Source organism: Variovorax sp. 01N425 (assembly GCF_056399465.1).
The window spans coordinates 402755-428841 of sequence record NZ_JBFTRJ010000002.1 but is presented as its reverse complement, the minus strand read 5'-3'; the positions used below and the strand labels follow the sequence as shown (position 1 = coordinate 428841).

The 26087-nt window shown below is 69.8% G+C and carries 27 protein-coding genes; 12 read left to right on the top strand and 15 right to left on the bottom strand.

Annotated features, from left to right (window positions below):
• Positions 1–20 precede the first annotated feature (20 nt).
• The 6 genes from pyrF to AC1DSC_RS05100 all read right to left on the bottom strand — a co-directional run bounded on the left by pyrF (position 21) and on the right by AC1DSC_RS05100 (position 4757).
• Positions 21–845, bottom strand: a complete 825-nt coding sequence (pyrF, locus tag AC1DSC_RS05125) for an orotidine-5'-phosphate decarboxylase (RefSeq protein ID WP_369663760.1) — start codon at positions 843–845, stop codon at positions 21–23.
• Between the two features lie 33 nt (positions 846–878).
• Complete coding sequence (locus tag AC1DSC_RS05120; RefSeq protein WP_369663761.1) at positions 879–1652, bottom strand: uracil-DNA glycosylase family protein; 774 nt, start codon at positions 1650–1652, stop codon at positions 879–881.
• Complete coding sequence (rimI, locus tag AC1DSC_RS05115) at positions 1649–2191, bottom strand: ribosomal protein S18-alanine N-acetyltransferase (protein WP_015867823.1); 543 nt, start codon at positions 2189–2191, stop codon at positions 1649–1651. Before rimI ends, AC1DSC_RS05120 begins: the two co-directional genes overlap by 4 nt.
• On the bottom strand, positions 2188–2907 hold the full coding sequence (gene tsaB / locus AC1DSC_RS05110; RefSeq protein ID WP_369663762.1) for a tRNA (adenosine(37)-N6)-threonylcarbamoyltransferase complex dimerization subunit type 1 TsaB: 720 nt from the start codon (positions 2905–2907) through the stop codon (positions 2188–2190). The genes rimI and tsaB overlap by 4 nt, the downstream gene beginning before the upstream one ends.
• On the bottom strand, positions 2900–3916 hold the full coding sequence (locus AC1DSC_RS05105; protein ID WP_018905198.1) for a DMT family transporter: 1017 nt from the start codon (positions 3914–3916) through the stop codon (positions 2900–2902). Before AC1DSC_RS05105 ends, tsaB begins: the two co-directional genes overlap by 8 nt.
• Positions 3917–3992: 76 nt before the next feature.
• Positions 3993–4757: a DeoR/GlpR family DNA-binding transcription regulator gene (locus AC1DSC_RS05100; RefSeq protein WP_018905199.1), complete on the bottom strand. Its 765-nt coding sequence runs from the start codon at positions 4755–4757 to the stop codon at positions 3993–3995.
• Between the two features lie 79 nt (positions 4758–4836).
• On the opposite strand from AC1DSC_RS05100, the gene AC1DSC_RS05095 reads away from it, so the two are divergent.
• The 3 genes from AC1DSC_RS05095 (at position 4837) to AC1DSC_RS05085 (ending at position 8581) form a co-directional block, all read left to right on the top strand.
• On the top strand, positions 4837–5427 hold the full coding sequence (locus tag AC1DSC_RS05095) for an NUDIX hydrolase (RefSeq protein ID WP_369663763.1): 591 nt from the start codon (positions 4837–4839) through the stop codon (positions 5425–5427).
• 8 nt (positions 5428–5435) lie between these two features.
• The gene (gene dacB / locus AC1DSC_RS05090; protein ID WP_369663764.1) at positions 5436–6869 is read left to right on the top strand and encodes a D-alanyl-D-alanine carboxypeptidase/D-alanyl-D-alanine endopeptidase; all 1434 of its coding nucleotides are present in this window, start codon (positions 5436–5438) and stop codon (positions 6867–6869) included.
• Positions 6870–6997: 128 nt separating this feature from the next.
• Positions 6998–8581, top strand: coding sequence for an alpha/beta hydrolase family protein (locus AC1DSC_RS05085; RefSeq protein WP_369663765.1), 1584 nt, complete (start codon positions 6998–7000; stop codon positions 8579–8581).
• A gap of 15 nt (positions 8582–8596) precedes the next feature.
• Here AC1DSC_RS05085 and AC1DSC_RS05080 read toward each other — a convergent pair whose 3' ends face one another.
• Genes AC1DSC_RS05080 through purE form a run of 3 tightly spaced genes read right to left on the bottom strand, consistent with a single transcriptional unit; the run spans position 8597 to position 11336 of the window.
• Positions 8597–9598 carry an L-threonylcarbamoyladenylate synthase gene (locus AC1DSC_RS05080; protein WP_124959047.1) on the bottom strand — a complete coding sequence of 334 codons (1002 nt, stop codon included), beginning with the start codon at positions 9596–9598 and terminating at the stop codon, positions 8597–8599.
• Positions 9595–10791: a 5-(carboxyamino)imidazole ribonucleotide synthase gene (locus AC1DSC_RS05075; RefSeq protein WP_369663766.1), complete on the bottom strand. Its 1197-nt coding sequence runs from the start codon at positions 10789–10791 to the stop codon at positions 9595–9597. The genes AC1DSC_RS05080 and AC1DSC_RS05075 overlap by 4 nt, the downstream gene beginning before the upstream one ends.
• Positions 10788–11336: a 5-(carboxyamino)imidazole ribonucleotide mutase gene (gene purE, locus AC1DSC_RS05070; protein WP_369663767.1), complete on the bottom strand. Its 549-nt coding sequence runs from the start codon at positions 11334–11336 to the stop codon at positions 10788–10790. The genes AC1DSC_RS05075 and purE overlap by 4 nt, the downstream gene beginning before the upstream one ends.
• 36 nt (positions 11337–11372) lie before the next feature.
• On the opposite strand from purE, the gene AC1DSC_RS05065 reads away from it, so the two are divergent.
• Together AC1DSC_RS05065 and AC1DSC_RS05060 are read left to right on the top strand one after the other, a co-directional pair.
• Positions 11373–12293, top strand: a complete 921-nt coding sequence (locus tag AC1DSC_RS05065) for a tetratricopeptide repeat protein (RefSeq protein ID WP_369663768.1) — start codon at positions 11373–11375, stop codon at positions 12291–12293.
• 115 nt (positions 12294–12408) lie between these two features.
• Positions 12409–12861, top strand: a complete 453-nt coding sequence (locus tag AC1DSC_RS05060) for an META domain-containing protein (protein WP_307593448.1) — start codon at positions 12409–12411, stop codon at positions 12859–12861.
• A 19-nt stretch (positions 12862–12880) separates the two neighbouring features.
• On the opposite strand, the gene AC1DSC_RS05055 is transcribed toward AC1DSC_RS05060, so the two are convergent.
• The 3 genes from AC1DSC_RS05055 to AC1DSC_RS05045 all read right to left on the bottom strand — a co-directional run bounded on the left by AC1DSC_RS05055 (position 12881) and on the right by AC1DSC_RS05045 (position 15579).
• Complete coding sequence (locus AC1DSC_RS05055; RefSeq protein WP_015867835.1) at positions 12881–13786, bottom strand: phosphoribosylaminoimidazolesuccinocarboxamide synthase; 906 nt, start codon at positions 13784–13786, stop codon at positions 12881–12883.
• 106 nt (positions 13787–13892) lie between these two features.
• Positions 13893–14957: a class II fructose-bisphosphate aldolase gene (gene fba / locus AC1DSC_RS05050; RefSeq protein WP_018905207.1), complete on the bottom strand. Its 1065-nt coding sequence runs from the start codon at positions 14955–14957 to the stop codon at positions 13893–13895.
• Positions 14958–15069: 112 nt separating this feature from the next.
• Positions 15070–15579, bottom strand: coding sequence for an Lrp/AsnC family transcriptional regulator (locus AC1DSC_RS05045; RefSeq protein ID WP_015867837.1), 510 nt, complete (start codon positions 15577–15579; stop codon positions 15070–15072).
• A gap of 136 nt (positions 15580–15715) precedes the next feature.
• On the opposite strand from AC1DSC_RS05045, the gene AC1DSC_RS05040 reads away from it, so the two are divergent.
• Positions 15716–16732 carry a 1-aminocyclopropane-1-carboxylate deaminase gene (locus tag AC1DSC_RS05040; protein WP_015867838.1) on the top strand — a complete coding sequence of 339 codons (1017 nt, stop codon included), beginning with the start codon at positions 15716–15718 and terminating at the stop codon, positions 16730–16732.
• Positions 16733–16738: 6 nt separating this feature from the next.
• Here AC1DSC_RS05040 and pyk read toward each other — a convergent pair whose 3' ends face one another.
• The 3 genes from pyk to AC1DSC_RS05025 all read right to left on the bottom strand — a co-directional run bounded on the left by pyk (position 16739) and on the right by AC1DSC_RS05025 (position 20468).
• The gene (pyk, locus tag AC1DSC_RS05035) at positions 16739–18187 is read right to left on the bottom strand and encodes a pyruvate kinase (protein ID WP_062364063.1); all 1449 of its coding nucleotides are present in this window, start codon (positions 18185–18187) and stop codon (positions 16739–16741) included.
• A gap of 84 nt (positions 18188–18271) precedes the next feature.
• A complete protein-coding gene (locus tag AC1DSC_RS05030) occupies positions 18272–19465 on the bottom strand; it encodes a phosphoglycerate kinase (protein WP_026284084.1) in 1194 nt (397 codons plus the stop codon).
• 94 nt (positions 19466–19559) lie between these two features.
• Positions 19560–20468 carry a LysR family transcriptional regulator gene (locus tag AC1DSC_RS05025; protein WP_018905209.1) on the bottom strand — a complete coding sequence of 303 codons (909 nt, stop codon included), beginning with the start codon at positions 20466–20468 and terminating at the stop codon, positions 19560–19562.
• A gap of 89 nt (positions 20469–20557) precedes the next feature.
• Here AC1DSC_RS05025 and AC1DSC_RS05020 point away from each other — a divergent pair, with 89 nt between their 5' ends.
• The 6 genes from AC1DSC_RS05020 to AC1DSC_RS04995 are packed head-to-tail and all read left to right on the top strand — an operon-like array spanning position 20558 to position 26075.
• The gene (locus AC1DSC_RS05020; RefSeq protein ID WP_018905210.1) at positions 20558–21106 is read left to right on the top strand and encodes a VOC family protein; all 549 of its coding nucleotides are present in this window, start codon (positions 20558–20560) and stop codon (positions 21104–21106) included.
• The gene (locus AC1DSC_RS05015) at positions 21099–22220 is read left to right on the top strand and encodes an alpha/beta hydrolase family protein (RefSeq protein WP_369663769.1); all 1122 of its coding nucleotides are present in this window, start codon (positions 21099–21101) and stop codon (positions 22218–22220) included. The genes AC1DSC_RS05020 and AC1DSC_RS05015 overlap by 8 nt, the downstream gene beginning before the upstream one ends.
• 7 nt (positions 22221–22227) lie before the next feature.
• Positions 22228–23880 (top strand): FAD-dependent oxidoreductase, encoded by a 1653-nt coding sequence (locus tag AC1DSC_RS05010; protein ID WP_369663770.1) that lies wholly within the window; start codon positions 22228–22230, stop codon positions 23878–23880.
• Positions 23880–24086 (top strand): DUF2783 domain-containing protein, encoded by a 207-nt coding sequence (locus tag AC1DSC_RS05005; protein WP_307593460.1) that lies wholly within the window; start codon positions 23880–23882, stop codon positions 24084–24086. Before AC1DSC_RS05010 ends, AC1DSC_RS05005 begins: the two co-directional genes overlap by 1 nt.
• Positions 24083–25060, top strand: a complete 978-nt coding sequence (locus AC1DSC_RS05000; RefSeq protein ID WP_369663771.1) for an MBL fold metallo-hydrolase — start codon at positions 24083–24085, stop codon at positions 25058–25060. Before AC1DSC_RS05005 ends, AC1DSC_RS05000 begins: the two co-directional genes overlap by 4 nt.
• Positions 25061–25100: 40 nt before the next feature.
• The gene (locus AC1DSC_RS04995; RefSeq protein WP_436288207.1) at positions 25101–26075 is read left to right on the top strand and encodes a Bug family tripartite tricarboxylate transporter substrate binding protein; all 975 of its coding nucleotides are present in this window, start codon (positions 25101–25103) and stop codon (positions 26073–26075) included.
• The last annotated feature ends 12 nt before the right edge of the window (positions 26076–26087 follow it).

The following is a 26087-nucleotide window of genomic DNA, read 5'->3' as shown; positions in this document are numbered from 1 at the left end:
GTGTTCCACGAAAAAGCCCATCAGGCCTTGGCCGCTTCCAGCGCGTCGCGCGTGCTGCGTGCGGCGTTCTTTGCCGCCTCGGCAAAGTCGTCGCCCGAGGAGGCGTAGATGATGGCGCGCGACGAGTTCACGATGATCGGCGCATCGGGGCGCCAGCCCGCGCGCACCGTGGCCACCGCATCGCCGCCCTGGGCGCCGACGCCGGGGATCAGCAGCGGTACCGTCGGTGCGAGTTCGCGCACGCGCTCGATCTCGGCCGGATAGGTCGCGCCCACCACGAGGCCGAGCTGGCCGTTGAGGTTCCACGGGCCCTGCGCCAGCCGGGCGACGTGCTCGTAGAGGAAGGGCTGACCCTCGATGCCCGCCAGGCGCTGGCCCTGCAGGTCGGAGCCGCCGGGGTTGCTGGTGCGGCAGAGCAGGAAGGCGCCCTTGCCCTGGTGCTTGAGGTAGGGCGCCACCGAGTCGAAGCCCATGAAGGGCGACAGGGTCACGGCGTCGGCGCCGTAGCGCTCGAAGGCCTCGATGGCGTACTGCTCGGCCGTGGAACCGATGTCGCCGCGCTTGGCGTCCAGGATCACGGGCACGCCGGGCGCGTTGCGGCGCATGTGCTCCATCAGTTGTTCGAGCTGGGCTTCGGCGCGATGGGCCGCGAAATAGGCGATCTGCGGCTTGAAGGCGATGACCAGGCCGGCCGTCGCGTCGACGATGCGCGCGCAGAAGTCATAGATGCGGCTGGCGTCGCCCTTGAGCTGCCCCGGGAACTTGGCTGGCTCCGGATCGAGCCCCACGCAGAGCAACGAACCGTTTGTTTGCTGTGCGGTGGCCAGCTTGTCGAGGAAAGTCATGGGGTCCGATTTTAAGGACCCGTCCGCCGGCCCCTAGTTCGACGGTGTTTGCTGCTCGGCCGCCAGGCAGAGATCGGCCCAGGCGCGGGCCTTGTCGGCCGGGTTCCGCAGCAGGTAGGCCGGGTGGTAGGTGGCCACCACCGGCACGCCGCTGGCCGAGGGCAGCGGCACCGCGCGGCCGCGCAGCTTGCCGAGCGGATCGGCGCTTTGCATCAGGCTCTGGGCGGCCAGCGGGCCCATGGCAAGCACCAGGCTCGGCGCCAGCGCGGCCGCATGTTCCGCGAACGCCTCGTCCATCGGACGCGGGCTGCCGGGCTGGCCGGCGCCCACGCCGCGGTGCGTGCGCATCAGGTGCACCGGCGTTTTGCCGTCGTGCAGCTTGAGGGCGCGCAGCATGTTGTCGAGCAGCTTGCCGGCATCGCCCGCAAAGGGCTCGCCGTGGCGGCCGTCGGCTTCGGGCGGCATGTCGGCCACCACCAGCCAGCCGCCTTGCGCCGCTTCGGCGGCGGCCTCGGCGTAGAGGCGGCGGGGCGCGTCGACCAGCACGGCGGCGCCCTGTGCGAGCAGCGCGGGCGCGGTGGGGCGCGCCGCCGGGGCCGGTGCTGCAGCGGGCCTTGCGGCCGGCGCCTCGGCCACGGAGGGCGCGCGCTCGCGGACGGCGGGCGTCGGCGCGGCCACCGCAGCCGCTTCCAGGGCCGCGGGCGCCGCTTCGGCAGCTTCAGGCATCGGCCACCAGACCTTCACGCCCATCTCGTCGAGCATCGCGCGCCGGCGGGCGTCGAGCTTCAGTGTCTGTACCGCGTTCATCGCAAGGCTCCCCAGGCAGAGCCTGATTCGTTCAATCGCAGGCTCATGACCACCGCGTCCTCGCGCTTGCCTTCATGCGCCGGGTAGTAGCCCTTGCGCACGCCGACGCTGCGGAATCCCTGGCGCATGTAGATGTCGAGCGCGCGCCGGTTGCTCTGGCGCACCTCGAGCCAGAGCCACTGGGCGCCCTGCGCGCGCGACCAGCCGGTCAGCGCCTCGAGCATCAGCGGCGCCCAGCCCTGGCGCTGGAAGGCCGGCGCCACGGTGATGTTGAGCAGGTGCACTTCGTCCACGCCCTTCATGGCGACGAAGTAGCCGATCAGCGTCTCGCCGAGGCTGGTGAGCGGCGTGCCCAGGTCGGGCCGCGAAACCGGGGCCAGCAGGCATTGGCAGTGGTAGCCGACCGCCATCGAATCGATGAAGTTGGCCCGCGTCCACGGATGGCTGTAGGCCGTCTGCTCGACCGCGCAGACGGCATCGAGCCGCTCGACGGTGAGCGGCTCGAGGCGGGCTTCGACGGGCTGGAGGACGGCGCTCATGACTGGTTGGCAACAGGTGGAACCGCCAGTGCGGCCGCTTTGATGGCGGCGCGCTCATCGGTGGTTTGCGCCACTTTATCGCGAACATAGAGCGGCCAGGCATGTGCCGCATCCACCGTGCGCCCCGCGGCCAGCAGCGCGGGCGCCAGCCGCAGCATGGCGGTGGCCGTGGGCAGCACTTCGTGGCGCGCCGCGGCCGGGGCCAGTCGCGGGCCGTAGGCGGCAAAGGCGTTGCCGGCAAGGGACCAGCCGGCGGGCACTTCGAGCGCCTCGGGCGCGAGCAGCAGCGGCTCGCTGTCCGCGCCGCCCAGCGCCCCGCCGCCATCGAAGTCGTAGCGCGCGGCATAGAGCTGGTCCATGCGCGCGTCGAGCACCGCCACCACCTGGCGTGCGCCGAAGGCATGGCGCGCCTCCTCGGCCACGGCCAGCAGCGTGTCGACCGGCAGCAGCGGCACGCCGGCGCCGAAGGCCAGGCCCTGCGCCACCGAGCAGGCGGTGCGCAGGCCCGTGAAGGAGCCCGGCCCGCGGCCGAAGGCGATGGCGTCGAGCGCGGCCAGTTCGAGCCCAGCCTCGGCCAGCAGTTGCAGGATGAGCGGGATCAGCGTGCTCGACGCCTGCGCGCCGCCGGCCCCGCTGTGCGTGAACAGGCGCTCGCCGTGGCGCACCGCCACCGACAGGTGCTCGGTGCTGGTGTCGAAAGCCAGGAGCCTAGGCATCGCGGCACCCCGTGGCGGTGGCCGGCATGGCGGGCCGCGCAGCCGCGCGCCCGCCGGCCGATGTTTTCTGCACGCCGAACAAGATGCCGGCCGTCACCAGCAGCAGGCCGGCGATCAGGTTCCAGTAAAGCGGCTCGTCGAGCCAGATCACCGCGCCGAAGGCCGAGAGGCCGGGCACCAGGGCCGTGATCATGGTGCTGCGCACCGGCCCGAAATATTGAATCATCTTCGTGAAGGTGATGCCCGAGACGACGACCGAGCCGACGCCCTGGAACAGCATCTGGAACGCCACCTCGCCCCAGGGCGCGGTGCCGATGCGGCTCACGACCGCGCCGCCCGCCACCAGCAGGCCGTAGACCGGAACATAGGCCAGCAGCGCGAACACGGTGATGGCGATGGTCGCGCGCACGGCGTCCAGCCCGTGGCGGCGCGCCACCACGCTGTAGCAGGCCCAGCAGAAGGCCGCGGCCATGAAGAGCAGGTCGCCCTTCCAGACCTCGCCGCCCTCGAAGGCATGCAGCAGGCTGCGCCCGCCGACGACCAGGTCGCCGGCCACGATCAGCGCGAGCCCGAAGGCGCGGCCCGGCGTGATGCGGTCGCGCAGCACCAGCGCGGCCAGCAGCGTGGTCCACAGCGGCAGGCTGCCGGGCATCAGCACCGAGGCATGGCCCGCGGGCGCGAAGAAGAAGCCGCTGTAGGCCAGCAGGGCATAGGCCACGCCGCCGAAGATGCCGGCGCCGGCCGTGAGGCGCAGCGACAGCGGCGAAAGCCCGAACAGCGACGACGCGCTGCCGTCCTTTTGCCGCTGGCCCTTCATGACCATCCAGGCGCCCCAGGGCACCAGCACCAGGCTCGCGCCGCAGATGCGCGCCAGCGCCAGATCGAGCGGGGTGAGCGAGCGTGCGGCCGAGGCCCGCGCGATCACGATGAAGGCGGTCCAGACCAGCACGGTGACCACGGCCGCGCCGATGCCGATCGTGCGGGGCGAGAAACGGGGCAGGGCGGGCATCCCCCGATTATCCAGGGCAGGCCGCGGCCGCGCCGGCCAGGGGCGAATGGATCGAATCGGCGGCGGACCGGCGCGCTCAGCCGCCGTCGCTGCGCAGGATGGCGAGCCCGGCCTTGCGCAGCGGTGCCAGCGCGGCGGCCGGCGCTTCCGGCGACACCAGCAGGCTGGTCGCGGCCGAAACGGGGTGGATGACCCAGGCCGAGGCCGCGCCGATCTTTTCCGACGAGGCCAGCACCACCGTCTCGGCCGCGGCGGCCATGAGTGCGCGCTTGATCGCGGCCTCCTCGACGTCGCCGGTGGTCAGGCCCGCCTCGGCATGTACCCCCGTCACGCCCAGGAAGCAGGTGTCGGCGTGGACGCGCGAGATGGCGTCCATGGCCGCGGCGCCCACCGCCACCATCGAATGCCTGAACAGGCGCCCGCCGATCAGCACCACCTCGATGCCGGCATGGCCCGCCAACTCGACCGCCACCGACGGGCTGTGCGTGACCACGGTGGCGCGCAGGCTGGCCGGCAGGTGCCGCGCCATCTGCACGGCCGTGGTGCCGCCGTCGATGAAGACCACCTGCCCCGGCCGCACCAGCCGTGCCGCGGCGCGGCCGATCGCCACCTTCTCCGCGGTTGCGAGCTGCAGCCGGCCCGCGAAGTCGGCTTCGGCCCTGGCGACCGGCAGCGCGCCGCCGTGCACACGCTGCAGCAGCCCCTCGGCGGCCAGCTCGCGCAGGTCGCGGCGGATGGTGTCTTCCGACAGCGCCAGCTCCTCGCTGAGCGACTTGGCCACGACGTTGCCGTCGCGCTGCAGGACCGAGAGGATGTGTTGCTTGCGCTGGCGGGTGAGCATCGGGCGATGGTAGCGGGCAGGACCGTGGATTGCACGAATTTTCTTGTTTCTGCACGAATTTACGCATAAGCTGCGCGCCATGACGACCCTCCACGACCGCGTCCGGGTGCACGAAGTCACCCTGCTTTCCGACAACTGGTACACGCTCAAGACCACTGCCTTCGACTGGCGGCGCAACGACGGCCAGTGGCAGCGCATGCACCGCGAGACCTACGACCGCGGCAACGGCGCCACGCTGCTGCCCTGCAACCTCGCGCAGCGCACGGTGCTGCTGACGCGGCAGTTCCGCTATCCGGCCTTCGTCAACGGGCACGGCGACCTGCTGATCGAGGCGGCCGCCGGCCTGCTCGACAACGCGGCGCCTGAGGAACGCATCCGTGCCGAGGTGGAAGAAGAACTGGGCTATCGCCTGGGCGCGGTGCAGAAGGTGCTCGAAGCCTTCATGAGCCCGGGTTCGGTGACCGAGAAGCTGCACTTCTTCATCGCCGAATACGAGCCGTCGATGCGCATCGGCAACGGCGGCGGCCTGGCCGAGGAGGGCGAGGACATCGAGGTGCTCGAGCTCGGCATCGACGAAGCGCTGGCCATGGTGGCCGACGGGCGCATTGCCGACGCCAAGACCGTGATGCTGCTGTATCACGCGCAACTGCATGTTTTTCCGCCGAGATAATCGGCACGATGCGTCTTCGTCGTCTCCCCTTCTTCCTGCGCACCGCCTGCGCGCTTTCCTTCGCCGCCCTGTCCATTCCGGGCGCGCTTGCACAGCAGGTCTTTCCAGGCGAAGTGGAGGCCGCCCTCGCGCGCGCCAAGGTGCCTCGCGATTCGGTGACGATGCTGGTGGCCGATGCCGAAGGCCTGCGCCCGCCGCGCCTGGCCTGGCGCACGCAGGTGCCGGTGAACCCGGCATCGATCATGAAGCTGGTCACCACCTACGCCGCGCTCGACCTGCTCGGGCCGGCCTACAGCTGGAGCACGCCGGTCTACATCGACGGCACGGTGAGCAACGGCGTGCTCAACGGCAACCTCTACATCAAGGGCCAGGGCGATCCCAAGCTGGTGCTGGAGCGCGCCTGGCTGCTGCTGCGGCGCGTGCAGGGCCTGGGCATCACCAGCGTGAGCGGCGACATCGTGCTGGACCGCAGCGCCTTCGACGCCGCGATCGAGAACGACCCGGCCGCCTTCGACGGCGAGCCGCTGCGGCCCTACAACGCCTCGCCCGAGGCGCTGCTGGTCAACTTCAAGTCGGTCAACATGGTCTTCACGCCCGAACGCGGCGGCCAGCAGGCGCGCGTGAGCTACGAGCCGCCGCTCGCCAGCGTGTCGATGCAGCCCACGGTGGCGCTCGCGCCCGGCGAATGCGGTGACTGGCGCGCGGCGATCAAGCCCGACTTCAGCGACCCGAACCGCATCCGCTTCCTGGGCGCCCTGCCGGCCTCCTGCGGCGAGAAAAGCTGGGCCGTGGCCTATGCCGATCCGCGCACCTACGGCCTGCGCGCCATCGGCGGCATGTGGGCCGAGATGGGCGGCCGGGTCGGCGGCCAGATGCGCGACGGCCGCGTGCCGGCCGGGCTCAGGCCGGTGTTCGAGTTCGGCTCGCCGCCGCTGGCGGAAGTGGTGCGCGACATCAACAAGTACAGCAACAACGTGATGGCGCAGCAGCTGTTCCTCACGCTCGGGCTCACGCAGAAGAACCGCGGCAGCTTCGAGGCTTCGCGCAGTGCGCTGGGCCAGTGGTGGCGCGAGCGCATCGGCACCGGCGAGGCGCCGCCGGTGTTCGACAACGGCTCGGGCCTGTCGCGCGACGAGCGCATCAGCGCCGCGGCGCTCGGCCGCATGCTGCAGGTGGCCTGGCGCTCGCCGCTGATGCCGGAGCTGGTGTCCTCGCTGCCCGCCATGGGGGTGGACGGCACGCTCAGGAAGCGCACGCTGCGCTCGGGCGGCGCGGCCCACCTGAAGACCGGCTCGCTGCGCGATGCGGCCGGCGTGGCCGGCTATGTGCACGGCGCAAGCGGCCGCCGCTACGTGCTGGTGGCGATTGCCAATGGCGAGAACGCCGGCGCCGCGCGCGCCGCGTTCGACGCGCTGGTCGACTGGGCGTCGCAGGACAACTGAGGGCCTTCGGCCGCTTGGCAGCGGCCGTGTACTGAAAACTTCTCTAGGTAGACGCGCCGCTTGCGCGCGGCCGTGGCGCTGCACAGAATCGGACGCCCGTTCGATTCGACAACATCAGGAGCCACGCCTTGAAAAAGCCGCAACGACAATTCCCCACTCCGCTGCACAAGGTTGCGGCTCTGGCCGGCGCCACGCTGCTGCTGGCGGCCTGCGGCGGTGGTGGAGGGGGCGGCGGCATCGGCATCGGCTTTCCACCGCCAACCAGCGACACCGGCCGCGGCTCGGTCGTCACGGACCCGCCCGAGCAGACCGCCAAGCTCTCGGCCGACCAGCTTCGCACCAACCTCCAGGCGACCGACCAGGGCAAGGCCCTGCTGCAGGTGGCGGGCACGCCCAGGTGCGGGGTCGCGGTGCGCTACCTCGAATACCGCACCATCGGCGGCAAGAACGAGGCCACCAACGCCACCGCCGCGATCATGCTGCCCTCCGGTACCGACGTGGCCTGCAACGGGCCGCATCCCGTGGTGCTCTATGCGCACGGCACCACGGCCGCGCGCAACTACAACCTCGCCAAATGGACCGACTCCACCCAGCCGGCCGCCGGCGAGGGCCTGACGATCGCCGCCATGTTCGCGGCGCAGGGCTACATCGTGGTGGCGCCCAACTATGCGGGCTACGACAAGTCGACGCTGGCCTACCACCCGTACCTCGACGGCGACCAGCAGGGCAAGGACATGGTGGACGCGCTCACCGCGGCGCGCAAGACCTTCACGGGCATCGACGCCGCGGACGCGGGCTCGCTTCTGATCACCGGCTACTCGCAGGGCGGCTACGTGGCGCTGGCGGCGCACCGCGAGATGCAGGCCACGGGCCGGGCGGTGACGGCGTCGGCGCCGCTCTCCGCGCCATCGGCCATCGGCCTGCTGGCGGACTACACCTTCATGGGCTGGCCGGCGCTCGGCAGCACGCTGTTCGTGCCGCTGCTCTCGGCCAGCTGGCAGCAGCAGTTCGGCGATGTCTACGGCAGCACCGGCGACATCTACGAGTCGCAGTACGCCACCGGCATCGACACCCTGCTGCCGAGCCTCACGCCCATCACCACGCTGTATGCCAACGGCAAGCTGCCGCAGCTCGCGCTGTTTCCCGCGGGTGCGACGCCGGGCCCGGTGAGCCCGGAGCTGTCGATCTTCTACGGCGCCAACAACCTCATCCGCCAGAGCTACCTGACGCAGGCGGCCGGCGACATCCAGGCGAACCCCTGCCCCGGCAATGCGCTGCCCGCCACGGCGGCCTCGCTGAGCACCACCTCGCCGCTCGACTGCAGGCCGGCCGTGGGCTTTCGCAAGGCGGCGCGCGCCAACGACCTGCGCACCTGGCTGCCGACGCGGCCGGTGCTCATGTGCGGCGGCGCCAACGATCCGACCGTGAACTTCCTGAGCACCCGCGCCACCGCCGGCTACTTCCGCGCCCGCGGCATGCCTGCCGCCGCGCTGACGGTGGTCGACCTGGAGGATTCCGGCACCACCGACTCGTACTCCGCCGCGCGCGCCGGCTTCGCGCAGGCCAAGAGCACCCTCGCGCAGAACACCCCCGGCAGCGACGCCGACAAGCGGCAGGCCGTCACCCTGGCCTACCACGGCAGCCTGGTGCCGCCGTTCTGCCTGGCTTCGGCGCGCGGCTTCTTCCAGGGCGTACTGGCCGCCGGCGGCTAGCAGCGAAGACCGGGGTCAGCCCATGGACGCGCGATGCAGGCGGTCGCGCACGCCTTCCCATTCGGGCGTGTCGGGCGGCGTCTCGACCCAGATCAGCTTGACACCCTCGGCATCGAACTCGCGCAGCACCGCGAACAGCTGGTGCGCGCTGGCCGCCGCGTCGTCCGGCATGCGCCGCTGCAGCACGCGCTGGGAGTGGCTGCGCACCTCGGCGCGCGTCCACACGGCGATGTGGGCCGCGCCCGGGCCGAGCACGTCGAGGCCGGCCTGGATGGCCTTGGCGTCCATCAGCCGCAGCTTGGCGTTCGGCGCATAGTGCGCTTCCAGCGTGCCGGAGGCGCGCGGATCGGGCGTCTCGAGCACCTCGCGGTTGCTCAGGCGCTCGCCCGCGGCGGCCTCGATCTGCGCGCGCGTGATCAGGCCCGGGCGCAGCAGCACGGGCGCGCCGCGGCTGCAGTCGACGATGGTCGACTCGATGCCGACCTCGCAGGCGCCGCCGTCGATCACCGTCAGCGCATCGCCGAACTCGTCATGCACATGCTGCGCGGTGGTGGGGCTCACGCGGCCGAAGCGGTTGGCGCTCGGGCCCGCGAGGCCCGGCACGCCCTGCTCGGCGCAGGCCTCGAGCAGGGCCTGCGCGACCGGATGCGAGGGGCAGCGCAGGCCGATGGTGTCCTGCCCGCCGGCGGCCGCGGCCGCCACGCCGGGCTGGCGCGTGACGATCAGCGTCAGCGGGCCGGGCCAGAAGGCCTGCACCAGCTTCTGGGCGAACGGCGGCAGCGGCTGCGCAAAGCGCGACAGCGCCTCGGTGCCCTTGATGCCGGCCGCCACGTGGACGATCAGCGGATGGTCGGCCGGCCGGCCCTTGGCCTTGAAGATGCCGGCCACCGCCATGTCGCTGGTGGCATCGGCGCCCAGGCCGTAGACGGTTTCGGTCGGGAACGCGACCAGCCCGCCCGCGCGCAGCACACGCACGGCCTCGGCAATGGCTTCGGGGGATTGGCCGTCGAGGATCATGCGAAGTCGGCCGCCGACAGCGCCGGCAGGCCGAGCACGGTGGCGGCCTGGGAGGCCGTGGCGCGCACATTTTCGAGGGTGGCGCCGGTGAGCGTCAGGTGGCCCATCTTGCGGCCGCGGCGCGGTTCGATCTTGCCGTAGAGGTGCAGGTGCACGCCGGGCAGCGCGAGCACGTCGCTCCAGCGCGGGGCCACCGGCTTGTCGCCGCCCGCGGTGAACCACAGGTCGCCCAGCAGGTTCAGCATGACCGCCGGGCTGTGCTGGCGCGGCGCGGCCAGCGGCAGGCCCGCGAGGGTGCGCACCTGCAGCTCGAACTGCGAGACGTCGCAGGCTTCCATGGTGTAGTGGCCGCTGTTGTGCGGCCGGGGCGCCATTTCGTTCACCACCAGCGAGCCGTCGGCCAGCGCGAAGAACTCCACGCACAGCACGCCCACGTAGTCCAGCCCGGTCGCAATGCTCCTGGCCGAGTTGATGGCCGCCTGGGCCACGGTCTTGGGCATGTTCTGCGCGTGCACCTCGGTCACGGCCAGAATGCCATCGCGGTGCAGGTTGCGCTGGGGCGGAAAGTGCACCAGCTGCCCGTCGCGGCCGCGCGCGACGATCACCGAGCATTCGAATTCGAGCGGCAGCAGCTTTTCGAGCACGCAGGGCACGCAGCCCGCGGCCTGCCAGGCGTCGACCAGTTCGGCGCGCGTGGACACGCGCTGCTGGCCCTTGCCGTCGTAGCCCAGGCGCGCGGTCTTGAGGATGCCCGGCAGCAGCGCATCCTCCACCGCGGCGAGCTGGGCCGCGGTCTCGATGACTGCATAGGGTGCGCAGGCCACGCCGCAGCGCGTGAAATGGGCCTTTTCGGCGATGCGGTCCTGCGCGATGGCGATGGCGCCCGCGTCGGGGGCCACGGGCCGGGCCACCGACAGCTTCTCCAGCGAGGGCGCCGGCACGTTCTCGAACTCGGTGGTGACCGCATCGGCCAGGCCCGCGAGCCGCGCGAGGCCGTCGACGTCGGCATAGTCGGTGTGGATGTGGTGGTGGCTCACGCGGCCGGCGGGGCTGTCGGCGTCAGGGTCGAGCACGGCCGTGAAATAGCCCATGCGCTGGGCGGCGTGGGCGAACATGCGGCCCAGCTGGCCGCCGCCGAGCACGCCGAGCGTGGCGCCCGGAAGAATGGGAAGGCCGTTGCCGTTGTGGTTCACAGCGCACCCCCGCCCTGCGGCGAGAACGGCGACACGGCGGCGGCATCGGCGGCCGGCGGCGGCAGCGCCATGGCCTCGGCCGCGGCGGTCTGCGCGGCGCGGAAGGCATCGAGCCGGGTGCGCAGCGCCGGGTCGTTCACCGCCAGCATCGCCACCGCGAACAGCGCCGCATTGGCCGCCCCCGCATTGCCGATGGCAAAGGTGGCCACCGGCACGCCCTTGGGCATCTGCACGATGCTGTAGAGCGAATCGACGCCCTGCAGGTGGCGGCTGGCCACCGGCACGCCGAGCACCGGCACCGTGGTCTTGGCGGCCAGCATGCCCGGCAGGTGGGCGGCGCCGCCCGCACCCGCGATGATCGCGGCCAGCCCGCGCCCGGCGGCGCTTTCGGCATAGGCGAAGAGTGCATCGGGCATCCGGTGGGCCGAGACCACCTTCGCTTCGTGCTGGATCCCGAATTGCTGGAGAATCTCGACCGCGTTGCGCATCGTCTCCCAATCGGAGTTCGAGCCCATCACTACACCGACCTGAATGGTTTCGTTCATGGTTCCAATTTTACGTTTCACCCCCAGTTGTTCCCGATGATCGACATCACTCTCGAAAATTTTCAGGCTGAACTGATCGAAGGCTCGGTCGCCACGCCGGTGCTGCTCGACATCTGGGCCGAATGGTGCGGACCGTGCAAGCAGCTCGGCCCGGTGCTCGAAAAGCTCGAAACCGAGTACGCCGGGCGCTTCACGCTGGCCAAGCTGGACGCCGACAAGGTGCCCCAGATCTCCTCGCAGCTGTCCGAAATGTTCGGCGTGCGCAGCATCCCGTTCTGCGTGATGTTCAAGGACGGCCAGCCGGTGGACGGCTTCGTCGGCGCCATTCCCGCCGACAAGATCCGCGAATTCCTCGACAAGCACGTGCCCGCCGCCGAGCAGGTCGAAGCCGCCTCCCAGGAGGCCGCGGCCCAGGAAGCGCTGGCCGAAGGCGACACCGAGGGCGCCCTCGAGCGGCTGCAGCACGCCGTGGCCACCGACCCGGCCAATGACGATGCGCGCTTCGACTACGTCAAGCTGCTGCTGCAGATGGGCCGCATCGACGATGCCAAGGTGGCGTTCGCGCCGGTGATCGCCAGGACCACGCTGGTGCGCCGCTTCGATTCGCTGCAGCGCTGGATGGACGCGATCGATTTTGCGGCGCCGGCCTCGGGTGCCGCGCCCGCCATCGCCGAGTTCGACGCGAAGATCGCCGCCGGCAAGCGCGACTTCGACGCCCGCTTCGGCCGCGCCCGCCTGCTGATGGCCGGGCAGCGCTGGACCGACGCCATGGACGAGCTGCTCGAGATCCTGATGCGCGACAAGGCCTGGAACGAGGAGCTCGCGCGCAAGACCTACATCGCGATCCTCGACCTGATCGAGCCGCCCAAGGTGAAGGTGGCGGACGGGCAGATTCCGCCGGACGATCCGGTGGTGGCCACCTACCGCCGCCGGCTCAGCAGCGTCGTGCTGAGCTGAGCCGGGCAAGCGCGGCCGATTGCGGCAGGCGCACGCATCTTGGCGAGCCGGGGCGGCCTCGCATACGATGGCGGCGATTCAACTTGTTGCAATTGAGAAGAAGGACACCCCGGCCATGCGCTTTCCCGCCCGCCACCGCGCCCGCATCGCGCTTTCCGTTTTCGCGACCGCACTGATGGCCGCCGCCCTGGCCGGCTGCGGCAGCGGCATCAGCCTCGACGAGCCGATCGAGGGGCCGGTCTGGCGCCTGGTGCAACTGGGCGACGAGCCCGTGGCGTCCGGCGGCGAAGCGCAGATCCAGTTCGACCGCAGCAGCGGGCGCGTCAGCGGAACGGGCGGCTGCAACCGCGTGTCGGGGTCGTTCACGCGCAGCGGCATCACGCTGCGCATCGGCCAGCTGGCCTCGACCCGCATGGCCTGCGCGGATCCGGTGCGCGGCGCCAACGAGGCGCAATTCATCTCGGCGCTGCAGACCACCGCAACTTATCGCCTCGCCGGCCCGGGACGGCTCGCGCTGCTCGACGCGAGCGGGCGCACGGTGGCCACGCTGAATTCGGCGAGCCGCTGAAGCGGCGCGCCCTTTTTCCTCAGCCCGTGAGCCGCTCGAGCGCTTCGCGGTATTTGGCCGCGGTCTTTTCGATGACCTCGGCCGGCAGGCGCGGCGCCGGCGGGGTCTTGTCCCAGGGCTTGCCGTTGATCTTGGTGGCTTCGAGCCAGTCGCGCACGAACTGCTTGTCGTAGCTCGGCGGATTGGCGCCCGCGGCCAGCGCGGCCTGGTAGCCCTCGACCGGCCAGTAGCGCGAGCTGTCGGGCGTGAGCACCTCGTCCATCAGCACCAGCGTGCCGGCCTCGTCCAGGCCGAACTCGAACTTGGTGTCGGCAATGATCATTCCCTTGCCCAGCGCGATCTGCGCGGCGGTTTCGTAGATCTCCAGGCTGGTCTCGCGGATCTGCTGCGCCAGCTTGGGGCCGACGATCTCGACCACGCGGTCGTAGCTGATGTTTTCGTCGTGCTCGCCGGCCGCGGCCTTGGCGGCGGGCGTGAAGATCGGGCGCGGCAGCTTGCTGGCGTTGGTGAGCCCTTCGGGCAGCGGCACGCCGCAGACCGAACGGCTTTCCTGGTATTCCTTCCAGCCGCTGCCGGCCAGGTAGCCGCGCACCACGGCCTCGACCGGGATCGGCGTCAGGCGCTTGACCAGCATCGAGCGGCCGGTGACCTGCGGCACTTCTTCGGGCGTGACCACGCTCTCGGGCGCTTCGCCCGTCAGGTGGTTGGGGCACAGCTGGCCGAGGCGGTCGAACCACCACAGCGCCATCTGCGTGAGGATCTCGCCCTTGCCCGGGATCGGCTCGCCCATGATCACGTCGAAGGCGCTGAGCCGGTCGCTCGCGACCATCAGGATGCGGTCTTCGCCGACGGCGTAGTTGTCTCGCACCTTGCCGCGCGCAAGCAGGGGCAGGCTCTGGATGGAAGAGGTGTGGACGGTGGTCATGGAACGGTGCTGCTGTGCGGAAACGGGTGACGGGGGAAAACGGATTGTGCGCGCAGAAAAAAGCCACCGCGAACGGTGGCCTGCGATTCGCGGAAAAAGTTTGTCTTCAGACCACTTCTTGCGCGAGTTCGCCCTTGGCGTACTTGGCGGCGACCACCTGCAGCGTGTCGCCCTTGATCTTGGCGCCCTGGCCTTCACAGCCGAACTCGATGTAGCGCTGCTTGCAGATCAGCCTGGCGGCTTCGCGCGCGGGCTTGAGCCATTCGCGGGCGTCGAACTTCTCGGGGTTCTCGGCCAGGAACTTGCGCACCGCACCGGTCATGGCCAGGCGGATGTCGGTGTCGATGTTGATCTTGCGCACGCCGTGCTTGATGGCTTCCTGGATTTCCTTCACGGGCACGCCGTAGGTTTCCTTCATGTTGCCGCCGTACTGGCGAATGATGGCCAGCAGCTCCTGCGGCACGCTCGACGAGCCGTGCATCACCAGGTGGGTGTTGGGAATGCGGCGGTGGATTTCCTTGATGCGGTCGATCGCCAGGATGTCGCCGGTGGGCTCGCGCGTGAACTTGTAGGCGCCGTGGCTGGTGCCGATGGCAATGGCCAGCGCGTCGATCTGGGTGCGCTTGACGAAGTCGGCGGCCTGCTCGGGATCGGTGAGCAGCTGCTCGCGCGTCATGGTGTCGTCGGTGCCGTGGCCGTCTTCCTTGTCGCCCTTCATGGTTTCGAGCGAGCCGAGGCAGCCGAGCTCGCCTTCGACGGTCACGCCCAGGCGGTGGGCCATGTCCGACACCTTCTTGGTGACGTCCACGTTGTAGTCGTAGCTGGCGATGGTCTTGCCGTCGGCCTCGAGCGAGCCGTCCATCATCACCGAGCTGAAGCCCAGGTCGATGGCGCCCTTGCAGACGTCCGGGTTCTGGCCGTGGTCCTGGTGCATGACCAGCGGGATGTTCGGGTACTGCTCGATCGCGGCCTGGATCAGGTGCTTGATGAAGGCTTCGCCGGCGTATTTGCGGGCACCGGCGCTGGCCTGCAGGATGACGGGCGCGCCGGTTTCCTTGGCGGCCTCCATCACGGCCTGGACCTGTTCGAGGTTGTTGACGTTGAAGGCCGGAATGCCGTAGCCGTTGGCGGCTGCGTGGTCCAGCAGTTCGCGCATCGAGACGAGTGCCATGGGAAATACCTCGCGGAAATAGGGGAAAAAGAAGGCGGAAAGTCGAGAGAAAACTGCCCCAATTCTATCGAGCCCCCTTGTGGGACGGCACTGACACGCGGCGCGGGCGCTCCTAGATGGGCAGCTGCGTGGTCGACAGCACCTGCTTGAGCACCACGAAGGTCCGGATCTGCCGCACGCCCGGCAGGTACAGCAGCTGCTCGGCATGCAGGCGGTTGAAGCTGTCGTTGTCGCGCGTTCGCACGAGCATGAAGTAGTCGAACTCGCCCGTCACCACGTGGCATTCGAGGCAGCCCGAGACCTTTTGCGCGGCCTTCTCGAAATCGGCGAAGGAATCGGGCGTGGAGCGGTCGAGCACCACGCCGATCATCACCAGCATGCCGAGCTCCAGCGCCTGGGCGTCGAGCAGCGCCACGATGCCCTTGACGAGCCCCGCGGCCTTGAGCCGCTCCACGCGGCGCAGGCAGGCCGGCGCGCTCAGGTTGACCTTGGCGGCCAGCGCCACGTTGGACACCGAGGCATCGCGCTGCAGGGCGCGCAGGATCGCGCGATCGGTGCGGTCGAGCTCCGCCGCCGCTTCGGCCGCCTGCGCCGGCGTGGTACGCAACTTTGTTGTGCTCATTGGGGTATTGGCAAATCAAAAATCTCTGATTTCCCGATCTTGTCTTTTTTTGCGCCGCAATTCCACCAAAGTTTGCAAGCACGTTTCGGCGGCTTCTTCCTACGATCGATGGCATCCCTTTCCTGGAGCAGCACCGATGAACCTGAAGAAATTCCCGCGCCACGCGCTCACCTTCGGCCCCACGCCGATCCATCCGCTCAAGCGCCTGAGCGCCCACCTGGGCGGCGAGGTCGAGCTCTACGCCAAGCGCGAGGACTGCAACAGCGGCCTGGCCTTCGGCGGCAACAAGACGCGCAAGCTCGAATACCTGATTCCCGAGGCGCTCGAGGGCGGCTACGACACGCTGGTGTCGATCGGCGGCATCCAGTCGAACCAGACGCGCCAAGTGGCGGCGGTGGCCGCGCACCTGGGCCTGAAGTGCGTGCTGGTGCAGGAGAACTGGGTCAACTATTCCGATGCGGTGTACGACCGCGTCGGCAACATCGAGATGTCCCGCATCATGGGCGCCGACGTGCGGCTGGACAGCGCGGGCTTCGACATCGGCATCCGCAAGAGCTGGGAAGAAGCCATGGCCGACGTGCGCAAGGCCGGCGGCAAGCCCTTTCCGATTCCGGCCGGCTGCTCGGAGCATCCGCGCGGCGGCCTGGGCTTCGTCGGCTTTGCCGAGGAAGTGCGGCAGCAGGAGGCCGAGCTGGGCTTCAAGTTCGACTACATCGTGACCTGCTCGGTCACGGGCAGCACGCAGGCCGGCATGGTGGTGGGTTTCGCGGCCGACGGCCGGGCCGACCGCGTGATCGGCATCGACGCCTCGGCCAAGCCCGAGCAGACCTTCGCGCAGATCGTGCGCATTGCCAAGGGCACGGCCGAGCTGGTCGAGCTGGGCCGCGACATCACCGACAAGGACGTGGTGCTCGACCGCCGCTTCGGCGGCCCCGAATACGGCCTGCCCAACGAAGGCACGCTGGAATCGATCCGCCTCTGCGCGCGCCTGGAAGGCATGCTGACCGACCCCGTGTACGAGGGCAAGTCGATGCACGGGATGATCGAGAAGGTGCGCCTGGGCGAATTCCCGGCCGGCTCGAAGGTGCTCTATGCGCACCTGGGCGGCGTGCCCGCGCTGAACGCCTACAGCTTTCTGTTCCGCAACGGCTGAGCGAACTCAGCTGGCGCGGCAGATCTTGAGCATGTTGGTGCCGCCGGGGGCGCCCATCGGCTCGCCGCAGGTGATGGCGTAGACGTCGCCGGTCTGCACGATGCCGCGCTTCTTCAGGTGGGCCTCGGCCTGCTCGAGCGCGGTGTCGCGGTCGCTCTCCGAATCCATCAACAGCGGGCGCACGTTGCGGTAGAGCGCCATGCGGCGCTGCGTGGCCAGGCGCGAGGTCAGTGCGTACATCGGGATGTGCGCGCGGTGGCGGCTCATCCACAGCGGCGTGGAGCCCGACTCGGTGAGCGCGACGATGGCCTTGGCGCCCAGGTGGTGGGCCGTGAACAGCGCGCCCATGGCAATCGACTGGTCGATGCGGCTGTAGGTCTTGCCGCTGAAGTCGGCGTCCAGCGTCTTGTCCTCGGCCGCCTCGGCAGCTTCGCAGATGCGGCTCATCTCCTGCACGGTCTCGAGCGGATAGCGGCCCGAGGCGGTTTCGGCCGAGAGCATCACGGCGTCGGTGCCGTCGAGCACGGCGTTGGCCACGTCGCTCACCTCGGCGCGCGTCGGCACCGGGTTGGTGATCATCGACTCCATCATCTGGGTCGCGGTGATCACCACCTTGTCCATGTCGCGCGCCATGCGGATCATTTTTTTCTGCAGCGCCGGCACGGCGGCATTGCCCACCTCCACGGCGAGGTCGCCGCGCGCCACCATGATGCCGTCGCTCGCGCGCAGGATCTCTTCCAGCTTGGGAATGGCCTCGGCGCGCTCGATCTTGGCGATGAGGCCCGGCTTGTGGCCGTACTCGGCCGCGGCCACGTTGCACAGCTGGCGCGCCATTTCCATGTCGGTGGCGTTCTTGGGAAAGCTCACGGCCACGTAGTCGGCCTGGAAGCTCATCGCGGTCTTGATGTCTTCCATGTCCTTGGCCGTCAACGCGGGGGCGGTGAGGCCGCCGCCCTGCTTGTTGATGCCCTTGTTGTTGGAGAGCTCGCCGCCGAGCTTGACGGTGGTGTGCACCGCCTCGCCGCGAACCGCGTCGACCGTGAGCACGATGAGGCCGTCGTTCAGCAGCAGCCGGTCGCCGGGGCGCACGTCGCGCGGCAGGTCCTTGTAGTCGAGGCCCACAGCCTCGGCGTCGCCGGGCTCGGTGCGCGAGGCGTCGAGCACGAACTTGGCGCCCGGCTCGAGCCAGACCTTGCCCTGCGCGAACTTGCCGACGCGGATCTTGGGGCCCTGCAGGTCGGCCATGATCGCCACCTCGCGGCCCGTCTTGCGTGCGGCCTCGCGCACCATGGCGGCGCGGTCGATGTGGTCCTGCGCGGTGCCATGGCTGAAATTGAGCCGCACCACGCTGACCTTGTTCAGGATCATCTGCTCCAGCAGCTCGGGCGTGTTGGACGCCGGGCCGAGCGTGGCGACGATCTTGGTGGCGTGGCGGGGAAGGCGATCCGTGATCATTGAGCTTGTCTCCATTTTGTATCCGCTACTGTATACACTTTGTGCGACAACAGGAAGCGGGCACCGCGGCGCGGGCGCGAAAAATCAGCCCGCGGCACGCTTGGCAAGGATTTCGAAAGCGGGAAGCGTCTTGCCCTCGAGCACTTCGAGGAAGGCGCCGCCGCCGGTCGAGATGTAGCCGACCTGCTTCTCGATGCCGTACTTGGCAATGGCCGCGAGCGTGTCGCCGCCGCCGGCAATCGAGAAGGCGCTGCTCTCGGCAATGGCCTGGGCGATGGCCTTGGTGCCGCCCGCGAAGGCGTCGAACTCGAACACGCCCACCGGGCCGTTCCAGACGATGGTGCCGGCCTTGCGCAATTGCGCGGCCAGGATCGCGGCGGTCTTGGGGCCGATGTCCAGGATCAGGTCGTCGTCGGCCACGGAGTCCGCGTCCTTGACGGTGGCGGGCGCATCGGCCGCGAAGGTCTTGGCCGTGACCACGTCCACCGGGATCGGCACGTCGGCGCCGCGCGCGCGCATGGCTTCGATCACCGCCTTGGCCTGGTTGACCAGGTCGGGCTCGGCCAGCGACTTGCCGATCGAAAGGCCGGCCGCGAGCATGAAGGTGTTGGCGATGCCGCCGCCGACGATCAGCTGGTCGACGTTGGCCGACAGGCTCTTCAAGATGGTGAGCTTGGTGCTGACCTTGGAGCCCGCCACGATGGCCACCAGCGGCCGCTTGGGCTGGGCCAGCGCCTTGGTGATGGCGTCGATCTCGGCCGCGAGCAGCGGACCGGCCGCCGCCACCTTGGCGAACTGCGCAATGCCGTAGGTGGTGGCTTCGGCGCGGTGGGCGGTGCCGAAGGCGTCGTTCACGTAGATGTCGGTGAGCGCGGCAAGCTTGCGGGCCAGGCCTTCGTCGTTCTTCTTCTCGCCCTTGTTGACGCGGCAGTTCTCGAGCAGCACGACCTGGCCGGGCTTCACGTCGACGCCGTCGACCCAGTTGGCGACCAGCGGCACTTCGCGGCCGAGCAGCTCGCCCAGGCGCTTGGCGACGGGGGCGAGCGAGTCCTCGGGCTTGAATTCGCCTTCGGTCGGGCGGCCCAGGTGCGAGGTCACCATCACGGCGGCGCCGGCGTCGAGCGCCAGCTGGATGCAGGGCACCGAGGCGCGGATGCGCGTGTCTTCGGTGATGTTGCCGGCATCGTCCTGCGGCACGTTGAGGTCGGCACGAATGAAGACGCGCTGGCCGGCGGCCTTGCCCTGCGCGCAGAGGTCGGTGAATCGAATGACGTTCATGGATCTGGAGAAGGTGGTGGAAGACAGGTCGCCTTCCATTGTAGGTTTGGCCCCGGCGCCGCTCTATGCGCCTCGTGCGGCCCGCCGATGCTTTTCATCCGGCCCTGGGCTGCGTCCGGGCATGGCGCTCGAGGATCTCGACAAAGCTCGCGGCAGCCGGCGAGAGGGTGCGCCGCGCCGCGCTGTAGATGCACACCTCGCGGTGGAAGTCGGGCGATTCGAGCCGCACCATCTGCAGGCCGTGGGCGCGCACCAGCGGCGCCGAATAGGTCGGGCACACCGTGAGCCCGAGCCCCGAGGCCACCATGCCGAGCGCGGTGGTCATGTACGACACCTCCTGGGTGCCCGGGCGCAGCATGAGCTCGCGCTCGGCCGGCGCCAGCTCGGGCAGCACGCGCTGGCGGAAGTCGCGCGTGGGCGCGATGAAGGTGTAGGGGCCGAGTTCATGCCAGCGCACCTTGCGGCGCTTCGCAAAGGCGTGGCCGGGCGGGCAGATCAGCCAGTGCCGGTCGCGAAAGAGGGTGCGGCGCTCGACGGCGCCGTCGACCGCCACGTCCTGCCCCACCGCAAGCTCCACGTCACCGGCCGTCACGCCGGCCAGCAGGTGCTCGGGCAGCGTGTCGGCCAGGCGCACATCGACGTCGGGGAACGCCTCGCGGTAGAGCGCGATCACGCGCGGCATCAGCGTGCAGGCCATGAGCTGCGGCGCTGCAAGCCGCAACAGCCCTTTCTTCTTGTCACGCAAATCCGTGACGCCGGCCACCGCGCCCGCAAGGTCGCCCAGCAGCCGGTGCACCGAGGGCAGGAACTCGCGCCCGGCCTCGGACAACTGCACGCGCCGCGTGTGGCGGTCGAGCAGCTGCACGCCCATCTCGCGCTCGAGCTCGCGCACCAGCACGCTGAGCGCCGACTGCGTGAGGTGCAGCTGCTGCGCGGCCGCGGTGAAGCTGCCGGTCTCGGCCACGGCCGCGAAGGCGCGCAATTGGCGCAGGGTCAGATTCATATGTTTATTTCATCAATCGATGAATTAATTTCGATTGCATCATAAGACGCGGCATTGCCCAATCGCGGCTCACCGGAGACCACAAAGCCATGCCGACGACCGCCCCCGCGGCCCCGCCAGTTCGCGGGCTGCACCATTTCGCCTGGCGCTGCCGCGACAGCGAGGAAACCCGCCGCTTCTACGAAGACCTGCTGGGCCTGCCGCTTGCGCACGTCATCAAGAGCGACCACGTACCGAGCACGGGCGAGTACTGCCCTTACGTGCACATCTTCTTTCGCATGCGCGACGGTTCGTACATCGCCTTCTTCGACCTGGGCGACGACATCGCCGCGCTGCCCTCGCCCAACACGCCGGCGTGGGTCAACCACATCGCGCTGCGGGTCGATTCCGTGGCCGACCTGCTCGCCGCCAAGGCACGGCTCGAGGGCGCCGGCGTCGAGGTGCTGGGCGTGACCGACCACCACATCATCGAATCGATCTACTTCTTCGATCCCAACGGCCTTCGCGTCGAGCTCACCACGCCGACGGTGCCGCAGGCCGAGATGGAGGCGCATGCACTGCGCGCCCGCGCAGACCTCGATGCGTGGACCGCGCGCAAGGCCGGGCTGCGCGCAGCGAAGGACGCGTCGCATGCCTGAGCTGCAACTCGCCGTCATCGACGTGAAGCCCGGCGCGGCCATGGAGAGCCAGTCGGGCCTGCAGATGCTGCGCCCACGCATCTACGGCGCCTTCCGCGCGCCGCCGGGCCCGAAAAGAATCGCGGCCATCGTGATGCATCCGACCAGCAACTTCATGGGCCACTACCTGATCGGCCCGCTGGCCGAGCGCGGCATCTGCTGCATGGGGCTGAACTCGCGCTACGTGGGCAACGACACGGTGCTGCTGATGGAGCGTGCGATCCAGGACCTGGGCGCCGGCGTGCAGTACCTGCGCGCGGCCGGCTACGAGAAGGTGTTCCTGGTCGGCAACTCCGGCGGCGCGGCGCTCTCGGCCTTCTACCAGGCGCAGGCCGAGAAGCTCACCGCCACCCACCTGCCCGACGGCGACCCCACGCACCTGCACCCGGCCGACCTGCCGCCCGTGGACGGCATTGCGCTGTGCGCCGCGCACCTGGGCCGCACGCGGCTGATGCGCGACTGGATCGACCCCTCGGTCACCGACGAGCACGACCCGCTCTCGGTGGACCCCGAGCTCGACATGTACGACCCGCGCCACCGCATGCCCTACGACCGCGGCTTTCTCGCGCGCTTCAGCGCGGCGCAGCAGGCGCGGCTCGATCGCATCGAGCAGTGGTGCGTCGACCGCCTCGCGCTGCTGCGCGGCACCCCGGGCGCACCGCGCGACCAGACCTTCATCGTCTACCGCACGCATGCCGATCCGCGCTGCGTGGATCTGTCGCTCGATGCCAACGACCGCCTGCCGGGCAGCGTGTGGGGCGATGCGCGCCAGGTCAACTACTCGGCCAATGCGATGGGCCGCACCACTTCGCTCACGGCCTTCCTCTCGCAATGGTCTTCGCGCTCGCAGGCCGACGGGCCAACGAATCTCGCGCGCACCGCGGTGCCGAAGCTGCTGCTGACCTACACCGGCGACCAGTCGACCTTCCCGAGCACGCGCGATGCGTGGATGGCCGCGGGCGGCGCGCGCATCCGCAATGTCGACATCGTGGGCGGCAACCACTACCTCGCGGGCCAGCCCGAGCTGATTCCCAAGGCGGCCGATGCCATCGCCGAATTCGCCCACGCGCTGTAGAGGAGCCATGGAAAGCTTTGCATTTGCACCGGCCTACGAGCTGCCGGTCTGGCCGTTCACGCCACCGCCCGAACTGGGCCGTACGGAGATCGTCCGCCACCCGATCGTGATCGTCGGCGCCGGCCCCTCGGGCCTCACGCTGGCCTGCGACCTCGCGCAGCGCGGCGTGCGCGCGGTGCTGCTCGACGAGGACGACACCGTCGGCGTGCGCGGCGCGTCCTCGCGCGGCATCTGCTATGCGCAGAAGAGCCTCGAGATCTTCGAGCGCCTGGGCATCTGCGAGCGCATCGCGGCCAAGGGCATCACCTGGTCGCTCGGGCGCACCTTCTCGGGCGAGCAGGAGGTCTACAGCTTCAACCTGCAGGCGGAGAGCGTCTCGAGGCAGCCACCCTTCATCAACCTGCAGCAGTTCTACATCGAGTGGTTCCTGGTCGAGCGCATCCTCGAACTCGGCCTCACCGACGTGCGCTGGAAGAGCCGCGTGACGCGCATCGAGCCCCTGAGCGATGGCGTGCGCATCGACATTGAAACGCCCGCCGGCCGCTATACGATCGAAGCCGACCGCCTGATCGATGCGACCGGCGCCAACAGCCCGATCCGCACGCAGCTCGGCATCGACGCGCATGCCTCGCGCAGCACCGACCGCTGGTGCATCAGCGACGTGCGCTTCAAGAAGCCGCTGCCCACCGAGCGCTGGACCTGGGTCGACGCGCCCTTCAACGAGGGCCGCGGCGTCTGGCAGCACCTGATGGCCGACGGCGTCTGGCGTATCGACTACCAGATGCCCGAGGACTGCGACACCGCCCACATCAGCCGGCCCGAAGTGGCGGGCGCGCGGCTGCGCGAGCAGCTCGGGCCGGGCGTGGAGTTCGAGTTCGTCTGGATCGGCCCGTACGGCTACCGCGACCACCTGCTCGACAGTTTCCGCCACGGCCGCGTGTTCTTCATCGGCGATGCCGCGCACGTGGTGAGCCCCTTCGGCGCGCGCGGCGGCAACAGCGGCATCCAGGATGCGGCCAACCTCGGCTGGAAGCTGGCGCTGGTCGTGCAAGGCCAAGCGAACGATGCGCTGCTCGACAGCTACGACGCCGAACGGCGGCCGGCCGCGAAGGAGAACCTGAAGGTCACGAGCCGCTCGGCGCGCTTTCTTGCGCCGCGCTCGCCGGCCGAGCACACGCTGCGCCGCGCGGTGGTGGCGCTGGCCGCGCGCCATCCGTTCGCGCGTGCGCTGGTCAACACCGGCCGCATGTCGGTCGCCAACGACTATCCGCCCGCGCCGCAGCTGCCGGAAGGCGCACGCACGGTGCAGAACCTGCCGCTGCGCTGGGCCGATGGCCGCGAGACCACGCTGATGCAGCTGCTGGCCGAGGGCACGCAGTGCCTGGGCCTGTGGCTGGCACCCACACGCGCCGCGGCCGCCGCGGCGATGGATGCCACGGCGGCGCTGCCGCTGCGCCTGCTCGCGATCGGCGGCGACAGCGGGCTGCCGGCGCTGCAGGCCGACGAGACGCTCGTGCGCCACCTCGGCCTGCGCGACGCGGGCAGCTTCGTGCTCGTGCGGCCCGATGCCTACCGCGCCGCGACGCTGCCGCGCGCCACGCCCGATGCCATCGCCGCCGCGCTGCGCACCGCGCTCGCCCTCGACCACCACGCCCCATGATGATCACCGAGCCCCGCATCCCCGACCCTGACGGCTTCTACGCCGCGCTGCTCGCCGCGCACGAGGGCCTCGGCGAAGCGCAGAGCGCCGACCTCAACGCCCGCCTCGTGCTGCTGCTGGCCAACCAGTGCGGCGACCAAGCCGTGCTGCTCGCCTGCATCCACGCCGCGGCCGAAGACCCCACGACAACTCCGGAAACCCCATGACCGCCAACGTCTCCTTTGCCTCGGCGTCCGACACGCGCGAGCAGAAGCCGCAGCTGCGCGAACTCGCACCCAACGTGTACGGCTACATCAGCGACTTCGATCCCAACTGCGGCTTCGTCGTCGGTGACGAGCAGGTGGTGCTGATCGACACGCGCCCCACACCGCGCATGGCGCGCGACTTTCTCGCAGCCATCCGCACGGTGACCGACAAACCGATCAAGACCATCGTGCTCACGCACTACCACGCGGTGCGCGTGATGGGCGCGAGCGCTTTCGGCGAGGTCGAGGCCATCATCGCGAGCAACGGCACGCTGGACTGGATCCGCACGCGCGGCCAGGCCGATTTCGATTCCGAGGTCGGCCGCTTCCCGCGCCTCTTCGCGGGCGTGGAAGAGATCCCGGGCCTGACCTTCCCGACGCAGAGCTTCGAGCGCGAGATGAGCCTGTGGCTCGGCCCTGGCCGCAGCCAAGGCCGCGAGCTTCGCCTGATGGCGCTGGGCCGCGGCCATTCGAGCGGCGACACGGTCGCGTGGCTGCCCGACTGCGGCGTGCTGTTCTCGGGCGACGTGGTCGAGAACCACTGCGGCGTCTACGCCGGCGACGCCTACATCGGCGACTGGTCCGGCACGCTCGATGCGGTGCGCGCGCTGAAGCCGCGCGTGCTGGTGCCGGGCCGCGGCGCCGTGCTGCAGGGCGAGGCCGAATGCGCCGAGGCCATCGGACTCACCCAGGCCTTTCTCCAGGCCTTGCTCGACAGCGTGAAGGCCGGCATGGCCGCGGGCGAAACGCTCAAGGGCTGCTTCGCACGCGCCGAAGCGGCCATGGCGCCGCGCTTCGGCAGCTGGCCCGTGTTCCAGCACGTGCTGCCCTTCGACGTCTCGCGCGCCTACGACGAACTGCGCGGCATCGAACACCCCGTGGTGTGGACCGCGGAGCGCGACCGCGAACTGTGGCAGACGCTGCGCGGCGAATGAGCTGAACAGATTCCAAGACAAGCAATGGAGACAAGAAACGATGAAGCGACTGATTCCCCTCATGGCCGCGGCCCTCGCGCTGGCGAGCCCTTTCGCATCGGCGCAGCAGCCTGCCGCCTACCCGAGCCAGCCCGTCAAATGGATCGTGCCCTACGTGGCCGGCGGCGGCACCGACAACCTCGCGCGCTCGCTGGCCGAGGCGATGCAGCCGTCGCTCGGGCAGCCGCTCATCATCGACAACCGGCCCGGCGCCTCGACCAACATCGGCGTCTCGGTGCTGATGCAGGCCAGGCCCGACGGCTACACCATCATGCAGGCCGAGAACGCGGCGCTGCTCTTCAACGAGCACATGTTCGCCAAGCTGCCCTACAAGCCCGCGAGCGACTTCACCTACATCGGCGCCATCGGCCGCTTTCCGGTAGCGCTGGTGGTGCACCCGGACTTTCCCGCGAAGAACGTGGCCGAGTTCGTGCGCTACGTGAAGGCCAACCCGGAGAAGGCGAGCTATGCCTCGCCGGGCAATGGCTCGCCGCACCACATGGCGATGGAGCTCTTCAAGCAGAAGGCCGGCCTGACGATCACGCACGTGCCCTACAAGGGCGCCGCGCCCGCCATGACCGACCTGATGGGCGGCCAGGTGCCCACGATGATGCTCGACCTGGCCTCGGGCCTGCCGATCATCAAGGCGGGCAAGGTGCGGGTGCTGGCCATCGCGCTGCCGCAGCGCGCGAGCGCACTGCCCGAGGTGCCCACCTTCGTCGAGGCCGGCTTCAGCGACGTCAACGCCTATGCCTTCCACGGCCTGATCGGCCCGGCCGGCATGCCGCCCGAGGCGGTGGCGCGCATCAACGGCGAACTGCACAAGGCGATGAAGGCACCGAAGGTGGCGAAGCTGTTCTCGGAGTTCGGCTTCGAGGCGCTGCCGGGCACGCCGCAGGAGTTCTACAAGCTCTCGCGTGCCGAGAGCGAGCGCTGGGGCAGGATCATCCAGGCCGCCGGCGTGAAGCTGGACTGAAAAGAAGCACGG